Origin of the sequence: Bacillus sp. FJAT-27001, from assembly GCF_019039175.1 — a bacterium.
Lineage (GTDB): Bacteria > Bacillota > Bacilli > Bacillales > Bacillaceae > Bacillus > Bacillus velezensis.
The window spans coordinates 727,018-743,161 of the sequence record NZ_JAHOAA010000001.1 but is presented as its reverse complement, the minus strand read 5'-3'; the positions used below and the strand labels follow the sequence as shown (position 1 = coordinate 743,161).

At 46.3% G+C, this 16,144-nt stretch carries 16 protein-coding genes and 3 riboswitches; of the genes, 8 read left to right on the top strand and 8 right to left on the bottom strand.

Going from position 1 to position 16,144, the window contains the following annotated elements; translation table 11 throughout:
* The coding region (locus BGM27_RS20485) for an alpha-helical endospore appendage domain-containing protein (RefSeq protein WP_483297753.1) at positions 1 to 720 on the bottom strand (720 nt) is incomplete at its 3' end.
* A 271-nt stretch (positions 721 to 991) separates the two neighbouring features.
* On the bottom strand, positions 992 to 2,176 hold the full coding sequence (locus tag BGM27_RS02860) for an MFS transporter (protein WP_007407225.1): 1,185 nt from the start codon (positions 2,174 to 2,176) through the stop codon (positions 992 to 994).
* A gap of 81 nt (positions 2,177 to 2,257) precedes the next feature.
* Between BGM27_RS02860 and yeiL the strand changes: the two genes are divergently transcribed.
* A complete protein-coding gene (gene yeiL, locus BGM27_RS02855) occupies positions 2,258 to 2,929 on the top strand; it encodes a transcriptional regulator YeiL (protein ID WP_041482289.1) in 672 nt (223 codons plus the stop codon).
* 47 nt (positions 2,930 to 2,976) lie between these two features.
* On the opposite strand, the gene metE is transcribed toward yeiL, so the two are convergent.
* Positions 2,977 to 5,265: a 5-methyltetrahydropteroyltriglutamate--homocysteine S-methyltransferase gene (gene metE / locus BGM27_RS02850; RefSeq protein ID WP_007407223.1), complete on the bottom strand. Its 2,289-nt coding sequence runs from the start codon at positions 5,263 to 5,265 to the stop codon at positions 2,977 to 2,979.
* A gap of 83 nt (positions 5,266 to 5,348) precedes the next feature.
* Positions 5,349 to 5,503: riboswitch (SAM riboswitch) on the bottom strand.
* A gap of 139 nt (positions 5,504 to 5,642) precedes the next feature.
* A complete protein-coding gene (locus tag BGM27_RS02845) occupies positions 5,643 to 6,602 on the bottom strand; it encodes a S8 family peptidase (RefSeq protein ID WP_007407222.1) in 960 nt (319 codons plus the stop codon).
* Positions 6,603 to 6,821: 219 nt separating this feature from the next.
* On the opposite strand from BGM27_RS02845, the gene BGM27_RS02840 reads away from it, so the two are divergent.
* Positions 6,822 to 7,655, top strand: coding sequence for an STAS domain-containing protein (locus tag BGM27_RS02840; protein WP_007407221.1), 834 nt, complete (start codon positions 6,822 to 6,824; stop codon positions 7,653 to 7,655).
* Between the two features lie 45 nt (positions 7,656 to 7,700).
* Here BGM27_RS02840 and BGM27_RS02835 read toward each other — a convergent pair whose 3' ends face one another.
* Genes BGM27_RS02835 through BGM27_RS02825 form a run of 3 tightly spaced genes read right to left on the bottom strand, consistent with a single transcriptional unit; the run spans position 7,701 to position 10,660 of the window.
* Entirely contained in the window at positions 7,701 to 8,462 is a 762-nt protein-coding gene (locus BGM27_RS02835; RefSeq protein WP_007407220.1) for an energy-coupling factor transporter transmembrane component T family protein, read from the bottom strand.
* Positions 8,437 to 10,074 carry an ABC transporter ATP-binding protein gene (locus BGM27_RS02830; protein WP_007407219.1) on the bottom strand — a complete coding sequence of 546 codons (1,638 nt, stop codon included), beginning with the start codon at positions 10,072 to 10,074 and terminating at the stop codon, positions 8,437 to 8,439. Before BGM27_RS02830 ends, BGM27_RS02835 begins: the two co-directional genes overlap by 26 nt.
* Positions 10,061 to 10,660 carry an ECF transporter S component gene (locus tag BGM27_RS02825; protein ID WP_007407218.1) on the bottom strand — a complete coding sequence of 200 codons (600 nt, stop codon included), beginning with the start codon at positions 10,658 to 10,660 and terminating at the stop codon, positions 10,061 to 10,063. The genes BGM27_RS02830 and BGM27_RS02825 overlap by 14 nt, the downstream gene beginning before the upstream one ends.
* A gap of 182 nt (positions 10,661 to 10,842) precedes the next feature.
* Positions 10,843 to 10,956, bottom strand: a riboswitch (TPP riboswitch).
* A 148-nt stretch (positions 10,957 to 11,104) separates the two neighbouring features.
* Here BGM27_RS02825 and BGM27_RS02820 point away from each other — a divergent pair.
* The 3 genes from BGM27_RS02820 (at position 11,105) to mgtE (ending at position 14,455) form a co-directional block, all read left to right on the top strand.
* Complete coding sequence (locus tag BGM27_RS02820; protein ID WP_007407217.1) at positions 11,105 to 12,367, top strand: glycoside hydrolase family 18 protein; 1,263 nt, start codon at positions 11,105 to 11,107, stop codon at positions 12,365 to 12,367.
* A gap of 88 nt (positions 12,368 to 12,455) precedes the next feature.
* Positions 12,456 to 12,593, top strand: coding sequence for a transcriptional regulator SplA domain-containing protein (locus BGM27_RS02815; protein WP_003154740.1), 138 nt, complete (start codon positions 12,456 to 12,458; stop codon positions 12,591 to 12,593).
* A 106-nt stretch (positions 12,594 to 12,699) separates the two neighbouring features.
* A riboswitch (M-box (ykoK) riboswitch) is annotated at positions 12,700 to 12,865 on the top strand.
* A 234-nt stretch (positions 12,866 to 13,099) separates the two neighbouring features.
* The gene (mgtE, locus tag BGM27_RS02810; RefSeq protein ID WP_007407216.1) at positions 13,100 to 14,455 is read left to right on the top strand and encodes a magnesium transporter; all 1,356 of its coding nucleotides are present in this window, start codon (positions 13,100 to 13,102) and stop codon (positions 14,453 to 14,455) included.
* Positions 14,456 to 14,490: 35 nt separating this feature from the next.
* On the opposite strand, the gene BGM27_RS02805 is transcribed toward mgtE, so the two are convergent.
* Positions 14,491 to 14,823, bottom strand: a complete 333-nt coding sequence (locus BGM27_RS02805; RefSeq protein WP_003154734.1) for a MerR family transcriptional regulator — start codon at positions 14,821 to 14,823, stop codon at positions 14,491 to 14,493.
* A 193-nt stretch (positions 14,824 to 15,016) separates the two neighbouring features.
* On the opposite strand from BGM27_RS02805, the gene BGM27_RS02800 reads away from it, so the two are divergent.
* From BGM27_RS02800 to BGM27_RS02790, 3 genes are all read left to right on the top strand, one after another.
* Complete coding sequence (locus BGM27_RS02800) at positions 15,017 to 15,172, top strand: hypothetical protein (RefSeq protein WP_003154733.1); 156 nt, start codon at positions 15,017 to 15,019, stop codon at positions 15,170 to 15,172.
* An 88-nt stretch (positions 15,173 to 15,260) separates the two neighbouring features.
* Positions 15,261 to 15,443, top strand: a complete 183-nt coding sequence (gene fbpA, locus BGM27_RS02795) for a Fur-regulated basic protein FbpA (protein ID WP_003154731.1) — start codon at positions 15,261 to 15,263, stop codon at positions 15,441 to 15,443.
* A 142-nt stretch (positions 15,444 to 15,585) separates the two neighbouring features.
* A complete protein-coding gene (locus BGM27_RS02790) occupies positions 15,586 to 16,050 on the top strand; it encodes a MarR family winged helix-turn-helix transcriptional regulator (protein WP_007610911.1) in 465 nt (154 codons plus the stop codon).
* Positions 16,051 to 16,144: the final 94 nt, after the last annotated feature.

Genomic DNA, 16,144 nt, shown 5'->3' with positions numbered 1-16,144 from the left:
TCCGGTGCCGCCAGTAACGCCGGTGATCCCGGTCGGTCCGGTGCCGCCAGTAGCACCGGTAATTCCAGTCGGTCCGGTGCCGCCAGTAGCGCCGGTACTCCCGGTCGGTCCGGTGCCGCCAGTAACGCCGGTGCTTCCGGTCGGCCCGGTACCGCCAGTAGCACCGGTGCTTCCCGCCGCAGCTAAAAGTGTATAGTCAGCTGAGGCTCCAGGGGTTCCCGCCGGGCTGTTTACGTTTGCGACGTAAGAGCTTCCGTTATACAAGACAACCTGTCCGGTTGTGTAAGTGGGGGCAATCAGCGGATTAAAAGCGACAATCCCTTGAAGGCCCGCACCGGTGACCCCCGTAGGTCCGATCGCTCCGGCCGGTCCGACTGCTCCCGTCGGTCCCGTCGGCCCCGTAGCACCAGTCGGTCCCGCCAGTGTAGGGATATTTGAGATACTGTCCAATTTTGAACCGAGAAGAAGCTCCTGTTTCATTAAGCTGTCAAGCGTATCACGGACGCTCTCATTCAGGTTAAGAATATCCGCAAGACTTGACGGGGGCCCTGTTAATCCGGGAATCGTTCCGAGCGCGTATTGGATTTTTTCCCCTTCCGCATTCAGAATATGTGCCATTCCCAGTTCTTCCATAGCAATTGACGAAAGAAGAAGGTTAATGGTATCGTCTCTGGAAAGTGTAACGACAGGGGTGATATTGGGCAAATTAGGCTGTGACACAATGTCCCTCCTTATGAGTTGGCTGAAAATCATTTTATTACGAACAAAGTTCCCCGAAATGAGCGTAAGCAGTACTGTATCAGTATATTCACTGATTCTGTCCAAGTTTCTGAATGGATTCCCTTCATTAACCAATTGAGCGGGTTATACCGCTGTTTTTGATTTCATCATATATGAAGGAAATACTTTAAATATAGAGAAAATACATCGCACAGCATTCGCAAATCGGTCAAAATGACAGCGGGACATGTGATCGTCTATAAAGCGATGGCTATATATCTTGTGCGTTTCCTGCAAAAACTCTCTTTTTCATTTCAAGTTTTCTGTATAAAAGGGCGAGAAGCATGGATGGGATCGTACAAACAATCATTCCGATAAAGGCATACCGGGGTTCAATTTCATATAAAAAACCTCCGAAAATAGTAAATACCGCAGTGCTCCAGCTGAGAGCAAGCGCTGAATATATGCCTTGGGCTTTCGGGATTTGCGCGGGTGAAATATTTTTAATTAAGTATTTCATAAATGCATAGTGTGCCATCGCGAATGAACAGGCATGCAGCGTCTGCGCAATACAGAAAATGATGACATGAGGAAAGGCAAATACGAGTATCCAGCGTACGGTAGCACCAAGCGCCGCCAAGGCGAGCAAAGAGCCTGCCGTAAATTGATGAAAGTATCGGTCAGCGATTGCAAAGAAGATAATCTCCGCGATAACGGCGATGTTGATAATGATTCCGATGGCATATGCGGGGGCATCGATTTCCTGCAAAAAGAGATAACCGTAATTGTAATAAGACGCGTGTGCCGCCTGCAGTAAGATAACGATTGCGAGCACCAGACCGAAATATTTGATGCGGAATAAGGCAAACATGCCCTCTTTTCTTGCGCGGTCTGTTTCCGGCCGTTTTGAAAGAACAGCTGGCGCATGCATAAAGCTGAGGCATGCGAATATCAGGGTGCCCAAAAGCAGTGCCCATAAAATCGCTTGATCTCCGAATATACCTGTAAAGACGGACAGGATGACGCCGGCTGAAACAAAACCCGCGGACCCCCACTGTCGGCTTGTCCCATAGGCCTTTAATTCGTTATGCTGTACAAGGACGCCGCAAGCGCTGTCTAAAGCAGGCATTAAAGCAGGGTAAAACACATGCAGCACTAATGTGACAAGAAGCAGGCTTTGAAAAGAATCAGCGGGAATATAACATAAAAGTGCGAGAAGCGTCCCGATTCTGGCGCCGTTTAATAAGGCTTTGTTGCTGAATTTTCCTGATAAATAAGGGAAGAATAATAATGTGGAAATCCCTCTTGCCGCCAAGCCCAGGCTCATAATGAAACTGGCTTCGGATACGGAAACCCCTTTTATATGCACCATCCATCCCGTCCAATAGGGCAGAAAAACACCCCATGTCATAAAAAAACTAAAAAAATGCAGACTCATCCAGCGATATGCTTTCATTCCCGTTCCTCCTTTAATTGGCATGTTATCATGTAAAGACATAAAGACAATATGAGATATCTCATATTTTTGGGGTGGACGATGGAAATTTATAAAGGCGAGAAAAAGCGGCATCAGTTAAAAAAACACTCAATCGCGCATTTATTCTCTTTCCCCGCTGAAGAGTTTATGGAAGTGCGCGAATATGAGCGGGACGAATGGATTATTCAAGAGGGCAGGAGGCCTGACTTCCTGTTTTACGTGATTGAAGGAAAAGCGAAAATATATGTAACCCACCAAAACGGGAAAGTTTCTTTAATTAATTTTATCAACAAAAATGATTACATCGGAGAGATGGAACTATTACATAAAGTGTATTACACAAAAGGAATTCAAGCCTCAGCGAAGACTGTTTGTTTTGCTCTGCCTATTTACCGCTGCCGCGCGCAATTGCTGCAGGATGCGAAATTCCTGCGTGAATTGGCTAAGTTTTTAAGTGCTAAGGCAACGCTTATGGCTTCGAAATATTCACAAAGTCTGGCGTTCCCGCTTGAAAACCGGCTGGCCGATTTTATTTTGCAGACGGCTTATGAAGGGGTTTATAAAGAGAAGCACGTAACGGTCTGTGATTATTTGGGTGTATCTTACCGTCATCTCTTGCATGTGCTGACGCAATTCTGCCAAAAAGGGTATTTGCAAAAAGAAGGGCGGGGCTATCAAATTAAGCAGCATGATTCACTAAGTGAACTTGCGAAGGCGCTGAAGAATAAGTAGCACGCCCAGAAAAAACAGCCACCCGCGATTTGCGGATGGCTGTTTTTTTATACAAGCTGAGCTTGTTTTTTTCGTGCCTGTTTCGCGGCGTCGACCATATTTTTTAATGCCGCAACGGTTTCTTCCTGCTGTCTTGTTTTCAGTCCGCAGTCCGGGTTTACCCAGAAGCGGTCAGTCGGACACACTTCAAGCGCGTCATCAATAATTTGATAGATTTCTTCAGTTGCCGGCACACGCGGGCTGTGAATGTCGTATACACCGAGTCCGAGGCCTTTCACGTAAGGATGTTCTTTCAAATATTCTAAAAATCCTCCGTGGCTTCTGCTGTGTTCGATTGTAATGACATCCGCGTCAAGATCATTGATCGTATCTACGATATCTTCAAAGTTGCTGTAACACATATGCGTATGAATCTGCGTCTCATTTTGCACAGAAGACGTCGTTAACCGGAATGCTTCTGCGGCCCAAGTTAAATATTCATCCCAATCCTGCGTTTTTAACGGCAGTCCTTCGCGGAGCGCGGGTTCATCCACTTGGATAATCTGAATACCGGCATCTTCAAGCGCTTTTACTTCTTTTCTGAGGGCAAGCCCGATCTGGAAGGCGATTTCTTTTCTTGAAATATCCACACGCGGGAATGACCAGTTTAAGATGGTGACAGGTCCCGTCAGCATGCCTTTCATGTGTTTTTCCGTCAGCGATTGGGCGTAGACCGTATCTTTTACCGTCATCGGTTCGATAAATTCGACATCTCCGAAAATGACAGGCGGACGTACGCAGCGTGAACCGTAAGACTGCACCCATGCATATTTCGTAAAGGCGAATCCGGCCAGTTTTTCACCGAAGTATTCGACCATGTCCGTACGCTCGAATTCTCCGTGAACGAGCACGTCTAAGCCGATTTCTTCCTGAATGTCAACCCAGCGCTTCGTTTCCGCATTAATAAAGGCTTGGTACTGTTCATCCGTCCAATCTTTTTTCCGCCATTTTTGCCGTGCGCTCCGCACCTCTGCAGATTGAGGGAAGCTTCCGATTGTCGTCGTCGGCAGAAGGGGAAGACCGAGTGATTCATTCTGCAGCGCCAATCGTTCTTCAAAGCTTGCCGGACGGGAGAAATCTTTTTCCGTCAGCTGATTCAGCTCTTCTTTTTGAGCTGAGTTCGCTCCTGTTGCGAATGCTTTTAAAGCCTTAAGTGCCGCTTTTGATTCTTCGATCTGCTCACTGACGGCCGCTTTGCCGGACAGAAGCCCTTCTTTTAAGACGCCGAGTTCCGCCAGTTTTTCTTTAGCGTATGACAGGCCGTTCAGCAAATCCTTTTCAAGATGCTCGTCAGGGTGTTTCGCCACCGGCACGTGCAGAAGGCTGCTTGAAGGCTGAATCCATAACTCCTCAACATCAGCGTGGCTGAGGATATCCAGAGCTGCATCAAGGCGTTCTTCAACATCGATTTTCCAAATGTTGCGGCCGTCGACCACACCGGCTGCCAGCACTTTATCTTTCGGGAAGCCGTGCTTTTTCAGCTGATCAAGGTTTCTGCCTTTATCATGCACGAAGTCAAGCCCGATTCCCTGTACGGGATAAGAAACGAGTTCTTCATATGCATCAACCGAATCGAAGTATGTCTGCAGGAGGACATTCAGCCCTGAAAGCTCTTTTGTAATAGATTCATAGAGTTCTTTTGCGGCACGGACGTCTTCAGAAGAAGCTGTCACAAGGGCCGGCTCATCGATCTGAACCCATTTTACGCCTTCAGCTTCAAGTTCTTTCAGCAGCTGAACATAAAGAGGAACAAGGCGTTTTTGAATCGCTTTCGCTTCTGATTCTTCGTATCCTTTCGCAAGCGTGACAAATGTATACGGACCGACGATGACAGGTTTCGTTTCCGCTCCGAATTCTTCTTTGATCCGGCGGTAGTCGTCAAGCTGTTTGTTTCTCGTCAGACGGAATTCAATGCTTTCGTCATATTCAGGAACGATGTAATGGTAGTTGGTATTAAACCATTTCGTCATTTCACTGGAAACGGCGTCTTTTACACCGCGGGCAATCGCAAAGTATGTATCAACGGGATCCGTGATGCTGCGGAATCTTTTCGGAATCCAGTTAAAGCTGACGGCTGTATCAAGCACATGGTCATAATGGGTGAAATCAGAGACCGGCACGATATCGATATGTTGGTCAAGCTGTGTTTTGACAGCTGATAAGAATAAACCGTCAAGCTCTTTAAGAAACGTTTCTTTATCAGTTTTACCTTTCCAATAAGCCTCAAGCGCTTTTTTCCATTCTCTGTTCAAGCCGATTCTCGGAAAACCGAGGTTCGAAGTTTTGATTGTTGTCATTAAGTTTCCTCCTTTAAGTGAGATGTAACAAAAAAGCCTCTTTCTCATGAGAGAAAGAGGCTTTAACTTCAAAATGCAAGCCTCTCTTATCTCTCAGATCACGTCTGATGGAATTAGCACCGTGCCTTATGAGACAGTCGTCTCGGCGCAAAAATCACGCGCCCCATTTCACAATGGAATTACGGTCGGTTGCTGTTGGGGTCAAAAGGCCAATCCCTCGCCCAACTCTCGATAAGAGAAAATATTTAAATTTTTTTGAAAAGTTACATCGTTTGTTGGTTATCTTATCAGCTTATTCAGACCACTGTCAATAGAAAATCTCACATTTTAAAAATTGGTGATGTGACAAGCTGATCAATCATTATATGAGAAAAATATCAGAAAGACAGCAGCTGTGCCTGTTCGGCTCTTTCCATCAGTACTTCAGGCGCGTCTAAATACAGAAATCCGTTCCCGGCCAATGTTTTGGCGATGTCCAAAGGAAGGGTCCGCCGCACGAGCTGGGCGTAGACTTCAGCCTCAGAAAGCGTCCGCTGAAACGCGTCCTGTTCAAGCCCTTTTATTAAGGCAAGCGCTCCGCTCACATGCGGGGCGGCCATTGAAGTGCCCGTCAGTTTCCCGTATTTATGGTTGGGAAGGGTGGAGAGAATATTTTCTCCCGGAGCCACCAGGTCAATCTCTTTATTGGCGTTTGAAAATTCAGACGATTTACGGGCGATTGAGACTGATCCGACTGCGATCACCTCGTTGTAAGCGGCTGGATACGACAGTTCCTCTGTACGTTCGTCTCCGTCGCCTTCGTTTCCTGCCGCGCAAACGACCAGAACACCGCTTTTTACCGCATTTGTGACGGCTTCTTTCAATTCTGGCACATCGCTTGGCCCGCCGAGTGACATGGAAATAATATCGGCCTTTTGTTCAACGGCGTAGTTGATGCCGTTAATGATCCATTCGTATTTGCCGCTGCCGTTTTGACCGCCGAGAACTTTAACGATTAAAAGGCTTGCTTCCGGCGCGACACCCGAAATTCCGCCGTTTGAATCATTGGCGGCAATCGTTCCGGAAACGTGTGTCCCGTGTCCGTTATAATCGGAAATCGCGTCTTCTTTGCCTCCGTCATCATCGGTGAAGTTTTTCCCGCCGACAATTCGGTCTTTCAAATCAGGATGATTGATGTCGCAGCCTGTGTCAAGCACCGCGATTTTAATATCCTTGCCTTTAAACCCTTTTGCCCACAACTCTGGCGCCTTAATCACTTTAATCCCCTCTGGAAGCTCGTTCACCTCCATGATCTGTTCATCCGTGACATAAGGAATCAAATGCATTTCACCATTCATAAAAAAGCCCTCCTTTTTTATGCTTGCGAGTGGATACAAGGGTGTTGCTACTATTTTATGGCAGAGCATGCCGGCCGGAAAGAGTCATTTGAAGCATTTTCATAAAAAAGGCGTAATCTATCGCACTAAAAAATTTCAAATAAATGGATAGTTTAACAGCTTTTATTTTCATTCATGATCCGCTGACGGTATAATTGGAAATGGGAAAGGAGAAGAGATATGAAGATAAGTGAAGCATTATACAACTATTTTTCAGAACAAGTGGATCAAATTGCGAAAGAGTGGATCGAAACGATGGAAGATTCGGATCCGAATTCGATTTATTCTTTGACAAATCCCGTCATCACAGAAGAACTGACGGAGCAGGATAAAGAATTTTACCGGCATATTAATAAAATGTATATCATGCCGAAAAAAGAATTTTTAGAAGAGTTCGAGCAGTGGGTGATTGAGCTTGCGAAAGACCAGAAGCATCTGGATACTCCCGTACAGTATGTGGTCCGTGAATTCATGAGAAACCGGAGACTATACATCAGTTATTATGATGCGTTTGCCGATAAACATGAATCTTCGTTTGCACAGGGAGAAAGGAAGAAATGGGAGAATTTAATTGTACAAGTATTTGATTTTACGATTTACACGTTTGTCGATCATGCCGAGCATAACTCAAAAATGCAGCTGAATGCGCAAAGAGAAATGATTTTGGAGTTAAGCTCGCCGGTTATCACGCTGAGCAAACGGACGGCGCTGCTGCCGCTTGTCGGCGATATTGACACGGAGCGCGCCAAATTCATTCTTGAAAATACGCTGAGCACATGTGCAAAACGGCTGATTGAACATCTGTTAATTGACCTGTCGGGTGTAGTGGTTGTCGATACGATGGTGGCGCATCAGATTTTTAAATTAGTTGAGGCGCTGAAATTGATCGGCGTCACGTCCACTTTATCCGGAATCAGGCCGGAAATCGCTCAAACCGCCGTACAGCTCGGCATTAATTTCTCAGATATTACGATCAAGTCCAATCTCGCTCAGGCTCTCAATTATCATCAATAACATACATAACAAAACAGGCTGCCGAATCACTCCGGCGGCCTGTTTTTATACAAACAACAATGAAATGAGCCAGCTTGCGCCGAATAACAGAAGCACGAGCAGGAAAAAGCACCAGTCGGCGCGGCGCACGGTAACAGTTCTGTAAAACGTGCGGTTTCGGCTCCCCGTAAAGCCTTTAGATTCCATCGCGATCGCCGTGCGTTCCGCCTTTCTGATTGCGCCTGCCAATAGCGGAATGGTGAAGCGCCTGAAGGCGGAGAGCTTTCCTTTCAGCCCGGAATCAGACCCCGCGCCCCTGATTCTGTGCGCCTGCCGGATGATCAGGATTTCATCTTTCAGAAGAGGGAGAAACCGGAACCCCGCGATAACGCCGTATGCAAGCTTGGGCGGCAGCTTACACTGCTGAATCAGACTGAGCATGAACAGAATCGGATCGGTTGTGAAAAGAAACATCATCGACAAAGCGGAAAAACATAAAATACGAAACGCGATAGAAATCCCGAGCGCCGCGTTATCACTGTTGACGGCAATCGGCCCGAGCTTAAACAGCAGGTTGCTTCCGGTTGTCGGGACGTTTCCGAATACGGCGGCTGTCCATAAAGAACCGAAGGCCAGAATGACAAACGGAATCGTGAACAGCAGCCATTTTTTCAGCGGCACACGCCCCGCCGAGAGGACGCCTCCCGCAATGATGATATAAAACAAAGCAGGGGTGTACGGATTATAAATAAACGACAGCATAATGACGCATAACAATACAGCCGCCGCCTTTATTGACGGGTTAACAGCCTCCAGCCGCAAGTTCATTTCTCCGCCTCCTGTCGTGTTTCATCCATTCATACCGCAGCGGTAAAGCCAAATGCGCTTGCTCGGCGATCCCGGTGTTATCAGAAAATAAAGCGTCGGGAGTTCCCCGGAATACCAGTTTCGTGCCGCAGAGCACAAGGATCGTGTCGGCATAATCTGAGACGAGTTCCATATCGTGTGTCACCATCAAAACAGCCGTTCCTTCCTTTTGAATCTCACGGAGCATTTGCATACACTCCCGCGCCGTTTTGGCATCCTGTCCGAAAGTCGGTTCATCAAGCATCAAAACGTTCACATTGTGCATAAGCATCGTTGCGACGCTGAGCCGGCGTTTTTGTCCTTGGCTTAAAGAAAACGGATGCTGTGAGGCATGGCGTCTCAGGCCGAATCGGGTTAACAGCTGAAGAGCTTTCTCCTTTGCGGCTCTGCTGCTTTCAAAACCGAACATCAGCTCTTGAATGACGGAATCTGTGACAAATTGGTGTTCAGGATTTTGGAAAACATATCCGATCAGCCGCCGCAGCTCTTTTTCAGAATAGGAATCAATCGGTCTGCCGTCTATTTTGATGTCTCCGCCCAGCGGACGGATGAGCTTGGCCGCGGCAGAAAGAAGCGTTGTTTTTCCTGTTCCGTTAGGGCCGGCAATCGCGGTGATTGAACCTTTTTTTACGGAAAAGCTCACATCCTGAAAAATGACGTCTGCCCCTCTTGAGAATGACAGCTCGTGAACGCTCAGCGCGTCTTCTGCCGAAAGCGCGGCGGGCCGGGGTTCGGGCAGAGACGGTACAGATTCTTGAAACAGCTTTTCTTTACACAATGTAAAAGGAATGCTGACGTGCTCCTGCAATGAGATCACACGCGGAATCGGAATGCCGAGCTGCATCAGCTCTTCAATCTTTGTTTCAAAGATAACGTCCGTCTCTCCGTCCATCACCTTCTGACCCGTTTCGTCAAGGACAATCGTCCTGTCCATCCACGGCGCCCAATGATCAAGCTGATGTTCGATAACGAGAAGGCCGAAGCCTTTTTTTGCTTGAAGATCTTTGATCAGCCGCGCCAATTCACGTGCGGAATATGGATCAAGCTGTGCCGTCGGTTCGTCCAAAATAATGAGTTCCGGTTCCATCGCAATGATACAGGCAAGCGCCACTTTTTGTTTTGAACCGCCTGACAGCGAAGCGATCGTTCGCGTTTTCAAATGAGTGATCTCTAATTTTGCCAAAACGTCATCGATGATTGCGTCCATATCTTCTTTTGTATATTGCAAATTTTCCAGGCCGAAGGCGATTTCATCTTCAACCGTCAGCATGCAAAACTGCTGGTCCGGATCTTGAAACACGACGCCGATGGATCTGGCGGCGGGTTCTGTCAGATGTGAAAGAGGTGTTCCGTATAAAGAAACGGTTCCCGATTGAACCCCATCGCATGCTTCCGGGTACAGACCGTTTAAACAGAGAGCGAGCGAGCTTTTGCCGCATCCGCTCGGCCCGAGCAATAAAGCCCGCTCTCCTTTCCGGAGCTGAAAGGACACGTTTTGAAGAATCGGCTTTTCATCCTGATCATAAGAAAAGGTAAGACGGCCGGCCGATAGAAGGGGCTCAGATGCCTGCATCTTGGTTCACCTGTTTCTTTTTCTTCTTGAATTGTTTTCCGAGCGCCATGCCGTTCAGCACCCCTGTGTAAGCCAGCGCATCACTGATTGCTTTGCCGAGAAGGCCGGCAAGAAGCGCACCTGAGATCAGACGGATGAGAAGCATGACGGCTAATAAACCCGGATTCAAAACAGAGTATCCGGAAACGAACAAGTCATAAATGAAGCTCGTCACAGAAGACCCCATACCGGATAAAAGAAGCACGGGCAGGGTATACACCCGCCAGCGTGTCGCAAAAAAGACCGCTTCCGCACCGATTCCCTGTGCGATCCCGATCAGAATCACCATCGGTCCTGACGGATTTCCGAGTAAGCACTCCACAAAAGCGGCGATGATTTCAGAAACGAGAGCCGCTCCCGGTTTTTGAATAATGTACGCGGCAATTACCGAGACGATAAACCAGATACCGTAAATCGGTTCATAGCTCATCCGGCCGAAAAACCCTGCCGCTATATTGCTTGCATGAGTTGATACTAAATAAATGACAGCAAATACAACACTGATGACGGACATGACGACAATTTCTCTCATTTTCCAATTTTTCATTGTGATCTCCTGCTTTCTTATCGGATAGTTGTTTGTATGAAAGAGTTGATTTTACGAAAGACGATTGATCGTAAGTTTCATATTGCGGTGTCCTCCCCCGTTTTTTAATGAAAAATAAAAAACTGCATATCCGAGGGAATATGCAGCAGCAGAACGAAAACGCATGGGGAAAAACCCTGCGCTCCGGTCAATCTGCACTTCCCCACGCTGGTATTATCCAGATCGGGTTATAAGGGATCAAAACATGCCTGCCGCATGTTTTATCTCAGCCGATAACAGCACCCCTAGTGCGTTTCCTATACAGTTTTTTATGATGACATCATCATAGTTGATCATGTCTGATTTGTAAACAGCCTTTCTTCAAACAGAGTTTGGAATCGGACCGGATGATCATTCATAAAGATAAGTAGAGCCCTTTTGATCAAAAGGAAACGGAGGACATCTATGTTTGTTCATACAGTGCAGTCTGGTGACTCGTTATTTTCCATCAGCAGAAAGTACGGATACCCTGTTGACAGCATCAGAAGCGTCAACGGGCTTGAGGAAACGAATATCGTTCCGGGGCAGGCGCTTTTAATCCCTCTTAATGAATATACGGTTCAGCCGAATGATACGTATGCCGTTATCGCAGGTAAGGCTTATGTGCCGCAGATGCAGCTGATGCAGGCAAACCCGGATATTCCGCCGAACCGGCTGCGGGCGGGTATGAAAGTGAAGATTCCTGATATCTCTAACTATCTTGCGGGAACCCTGCAATTTTATGTCATTCGGACGCCTGAAGCGGATAGAGAGCTAATTAATGATTTTGCGCCGTATTCTTCGGCGATTTCTTTGTTTGAATATCATTTTGGCCCGAATGGAGATATCATTAACGATTTAAACGACAGAACCGCAATAGAAACCACATGGCAGAACAGAGTGCGTCCGCTTGCCGTCATTACGAATCTGACAGAAGGGGGATTCAGTCCGGAATTAGCCCATCAAGTGCTGCAAAATCCGACGGCAAGAACGAATCTCGTCAACAATATCGTCTCCTTAACCGTAAGAAAGGGATACGGCGGTGTAAATATTGATTTTGAACGGGTCAGAGAAGCTGACAGGGACCTCTTCACAGGATTTCTCCGGCAGTTAAAAACCCGGCTTTCAGAGCATCAGCTCGCGTTAACGATATCGGTTCCGGCGAAAACAAGTGATGCAGTGCCGTGGCTGAGGGGATATGATTACGGCGGAATCGGAGCCGTGGTCGATTATATGTTCATTATGGCGTACGACTGGCACCACGCCGGCAGTGAGCCGGGACCCGTGGCGCCTTTGACAGAGGTCAGGCAAACGATCAATTTTGCCATCAGCAGGGTGCCGAGAAGAAAAGTGATTCTCGGTGTTCCGCTATACGGGTATGATTGGGTGATTCCGTACCGTCCCGGAACGATCGGATCCGCCATCTCCAATCAGCGCGCCATGGAAACGGCCATGAAGCACCAATCAGTGATCCGTTATTCCCAGCAGGAGCGTTCCCCTTACTTCCGGTATACTGATGAAAATGGAAGAACGCATGAAGTGTGGTTTGAGGATGTGCGGAGCATGAGTGAAAAAATGGTTCTCGTCCGGGAGTTCGGACTGCAGGCGATCGGCGCGTGGCAATTAACGCTCGGTTTCAAACCGGGCCCGTGGCTGCTTAGGAACTTTTTCACGATCCGAAAAATATAGCTGCATGTCCCGCTACGCAAGTAATTTTTTTTCCTATGATAACGGGTCTTCTTTTGGACAATCTAAAATTGAACAGGAGGTCTGTCATATGAAGAAAAGGGAAGAGCAGTATATCAACGAGGCTGAGTATGTACCGCATCCGACAAAAGAAGGGGAGTACGCGCTCATGCTGCATGAATCCTATCATTTCCTTTCAGAAGAGGATGAAAGCGATTTGCCGGAATAAGGGCTTTATGCCTTTATTCCGTTTATTTTATAGGTATGTGCTGAAATCACAAATTTAAGGTTGACACATTCCTTTTTTTTCTGTAATCTCAGTGTGTCAATTCAAATAAGAACTTCGTTAGGTGAGGCTCCTGTATGGAGATACGCTGCTGCCCAAAAATGTCCAAAGACGCCAATGGGTCAACAGGAATCATCGACATAAGGTGATTCTTAACGCAGCTGGATGGCTGTCCTATGCCATACAGTGCTAAAGCTCTACGATTGGAGGCCCCGCACGTTTATTTGCCGTGCTTGTTTTCGCCTTCATATCAGAAGGTTTTTTTTATGCCTCAAAACGTACACGACTGAGCATGATAAGGAGGTGCGGAGTATGGATTCTCCCCATTCGAGTATGTCAGAAGAAGTACCCATATACAGCCAGATAACCAGTGACGACATGATGAGGAGACAAACCGCCGCACTTCCCTTGACGGACGGCGCGTCTCCGTAAAGGAGGTACGAGTCCCGATGGTCCAAAACATGACCTATGACGAACTCATATTACGCATTATCATTTTATTGCGGGACGGAAAAATAAAAGAATTCCGAAACATGATAGATGAGCTTCAGCCCTATGACATGGCATTTTTGTTTAAAGAAATGCCGGAAAAGCACCGGGCCCGTTATCTGTCATATATGACGGTTGATGACATCACCGACATGATCGGAGAGCTGGAGCGGGAATTTCAGCTTGCCGTTTTGCATAAAGTCGGTAAAACGAAAGCCACTCTCGCAATGAATAAAATGGATAACGACGATCTCGCCGCATTGCTGGAAGAGATGGATGAAGAACTGAAAGAACAGCTTTTATCCAGCATGGAGGCTGAGGAATCAAAGGCCGTGCAGCTTTTGATGAACTATCCGCAAGAATCGGCGGGACGGATGATGACGAACCGCTTCGTCTGGATTCCGCAGCATTATACAGTAAAAGATGCGGTCGTGAAGCTGAAAAGCTTTGCAGAAATCGCAGAATCAATAAATTATTTGTACGTGATTAATGACAGCAAGCAGCTTGTCGGAGTGCTCTCATACAGAGATTTAATTCTCGGCGAGCCTGACGATAAAGTGCAGGATCTCATGTTTACACGTGTCATCTCGGCCGGGGTGCTCCAAGACCAGGAAGAAGTCGCCAGGCTGATCCAGCGGTATGACTTTTTAGCCATTCCGATCGTGGAAGAAAATCATGTGCTTGTCGGTATTGTCACTGTCGATGATATTATTGACGTCGTGATTAAAGAAGCCGATGAAGATTACGAAAAATTCGCAGCCTCCGGTAAGGCGATTACATTTGATACGAAAGCGTACGTTGCGGCGTACCGCCGTTTGCCGTGGCTCATTCTGCTTTTGTTTATCGGATTGATTTCCGGAAGCATTCTGAATTATTTTGAAGATACATTGCAAAAAGTAGTCGCCCTCGCGTTTTTCATGCCGATGATCGCGGGAACGACGGGTAATACAGGCACACAGTCACTCGCCGTCGTCATCAGAGGACTGGCTAAAGAAGAAATGAATAAAAAAACCATCTTTAAACTGATTTTCCGTGAATTAAGAACCGGTATCTATATCGGCATCGTCTGTGCGATCGCGATTACGATTGTCGCAACCGTCTGGCAGAAAGACTTAACGCTCGGTTTTGTCGTCGGTTCATCGCTGCTTGCAACGTTGATTATCGGTACGATGGCCGGAACGATCGTCCCTATTATTCTTCATAAATTGAACATTGACCCGGCGATTGCATCAGGTCCGCTGATTACGACGCTGAACGATATTTTGTCCTTATTAATTTATTTCGGCATTGCAACTGCATTTCTTCATGCTTTATAAAAAAAGTCCGTCTCACAGGAGGCGGACTTTTTTGATCAGCGGTTTTTATACTTAAAATGAGCATTAAGCTGTCCTTCCAGCATTTTTTTGCGGAGCTGCGGGTCGTTTTTGAGAGCCTGTTCTTTTTTTCGCATGTCTTTTAAAATCTCAGCCGTCTGCACGCCGTCTTCCCGCTTGTTGGCAATATCCATCAGCCGCTCAACGTCCGCGAAGGAATACTTTCTCGTTCCCCGTGATGAACGCTGCGGATAGATTAATTTCCGTTCTTCATAGTATCTGATCTGTCTGACTGACAATCCGGTTAATTCGCTTACAATGCCGATCGAGATTACTTTTTTATCTTTGTAAGATTGTTCGTCTGTCGTCATTTTTCCACCCCTGGATGTCTTTTACTCATATTATATAAGAAAAAAAGAGAAAAAACCTGACGCTTGTCAGGTTTTCTGACGCGGAATAGAAAATTTTAGAAAAAAAGCGGCAGAAAAATTGACAAGGTTAATGCATGGTTCTGTGCCCCGTTTTATGCTTACTGTACAGACACAATGAGGAGGAAGGATAGGAATGGAGAAAGAAAAAGCGGTTTCGCTGGCAAAAGAAATCATTGAATTAGATATGAAACGCGATGAAATGCTGGAGGCGTTCATGCAGCTTGCCGGGGAACACGCTTTTCCGCTGCTCAGAGCCGTCCAGAACGGACTTTACCGAAAAACATCATAATCTACAGAAGTTTTACAATGGCTTTATACGTCTTTGATATAAAAGCGTTATTCTGATCATAGAATAACGGAAAACAAAGGAGGCCGCTATGAGTCGTTTGCTTCAAAATGCATTGGACAAAGAGAGAAACCATTATTCCAAAAAGCTTCTGCAGATCGGAGTCTATACGAAAGAAATACTCAATTCCATGACAATTACGGAGCTGAGAAAGGAATACGCGTATTTTTTTCGGAACATTCCCTATAAAGAACGGAACCCTTATACAAATTAAATGATGTATAAGGGTATTTTTTTATATAAAAAAGAAGGAATTCTGAAAAACGGCACGAATAGAATATAAAACAAAGAACGACTCTTATGAATTGTAAGGGTTTACATTATTTTTTTATAAAAATCTTAAATACGGGGTAGATATGATGAGATTATCATTTAACGAAGAAGAAGTGATGCGTTCGATGAATTTGTACAAAGTTTTTGCAAGGGCTTTCAAGAGTGTGTCTGAACACAGCATCCGCGACAGTAAAGAACACGGTTTTAATCCGACTGAATTTGCCGTTTTGGAGCTGCTCTATACGAGAGGACCGCAAAAGCTTCAGCAAATCGGGTCGCGTCTTTTGCTTGTCAGCGGGAATGTCACCTATGTCATCGACAAGCTTGAAAGAAACGGGTTTTTGGTCAGAGAACAAGACCCTAAGGACAAACGGTCTGTTTACGCCCATTTAACTGATAAAGGAAACGAGTATTTGGATAAAATTTATCCGATTCATTCATTGAGAATTGCGAGAGCGTTTTCAGGACTTATGCCTGAGGAACAGGAACAGCTGATAGCCTTACTGAAAAAAGCGGGAATTCACAGCCAGCATTTGCTTTTCCGTTAAAAGAAAGCGGATACAAACACTCTTCTTCACGAAGAGTGTTTTTTTCTGTTCCGGACAGTAGAGCCTGAAGCGGTTTTTGCATAAGCTGATACAG

What these genes read in the sequence shown, in the direction of transcription:
- BGM27_RS02860 (WP_007407225.1), bottom strand. Translation starts at nt 2,176, where the DNA reads ATGAAAGCATATCGCTGGATGAGTCTGCATTTTTTTAGTTTTTTTATG.
- BGM27_RS02835 (WP_007407220.1), bottom strand. Translation starts at nt 8,462, where the DNA reads ATGAACTTGCGGCTGGAGGCTGTTAACCCGTCAATAAAGGCGGCGGCT.
- BGM27_RS02805 (WP_003154734.1), bottom strand. Translation starts at nt 14,823, where the DNA reads ATGACGACAGACGAACAATCTTACAAAGATAAAAAAGTAATCTCGATC.
- BGM27_RS02815 (WP_003154740.1), top strand. Translation starts at nt 12,456, where the DNA reads ATGAAGAAAAGGGAAGAGCAGTATATCAACGAGGCTGAGTATGTACCG.
- BGM27_RS02840 (WP_007407221.1), top strand. Translation starts at nt 6,822, where the DNA reads ATGAAGATAAGTGAAGCATTATACAACTATTTTTCAGAACAAGTGGAT.
- mgtE (WP_007407216.1), top strand. Translation starts at nt 13,100, where the DNA reads ATGGTCCAAAACATGACCTATGACGAACTCATATTACGCATTATCATT.
- BGM27_RS02830 (WP_007407219.1), bottom strand. Translation starts at nt 10,074, where the DNA reads ATGCAGGCATCTGAGCCCCTTCTATCGGCCGGCCGTCTTACCTTTTCT.
- BGM27_RS02790 (WP_007610911.1), top strand. Translation starts at nt 15,586, where the DNA reads ATGATGAGATTATCATTTAACGAAGAAGAAGTGATGCGTTCGATGAAT.
- BGM27_RS02800 (WP_003154733.1), top strand. Translation starts at nt 15,017, where the DNA reads ATGGAGAAAGAAAAAGCGGTTTCGCTGGCAAAAGAAATCATTGAATTA.
- BGM27_RS02820 (WP_007407217.1), top strand. Translation starts at nt 11,105, where the DNA reads ATGTTTGTTCATACAGTGCAGTCTGGTGACTCGTTATTTTCCATCAGC.
- metE (WP_007407223.1), bottom strand. Translation starts at nt 5,265, where the DNA reads ATGACAACAATCAAAACTTCGAACCTCGGTTTTCCGAGAATCGGCTTG.
- fbpA (WP_003154731.1), top strand. Translation starts at nt 15,261, where the DNA reads ATGAGTCGTTTGCTTCAAAATGCATTGGACAAAGAGAGAAACCATTAT.
- yeiL (WP_041482289.1), top strand. Translation starts at nt 2,258, where the DNA reads ATGGAAATTTATAAAGGCGAGAAAAAGCGGCATCAGTTAAAAAAACAC.
- BGM27_RS02825 (WP_007407218.1), bottom strand. Translation starts at nt 10,660, where the DNA reads ATGAAAAATTGGAAAATGAGAGAAATTGTCGTCATGTCCGTCATCAGT.
- BGM27_RS02845 (WP_007407222.1), bottom strand. Translation starts at nt 6,602, where the DNA reads ATGAATGGTGAAATGCATTTGATTCCTTATGTCACGGATGAACAGATC.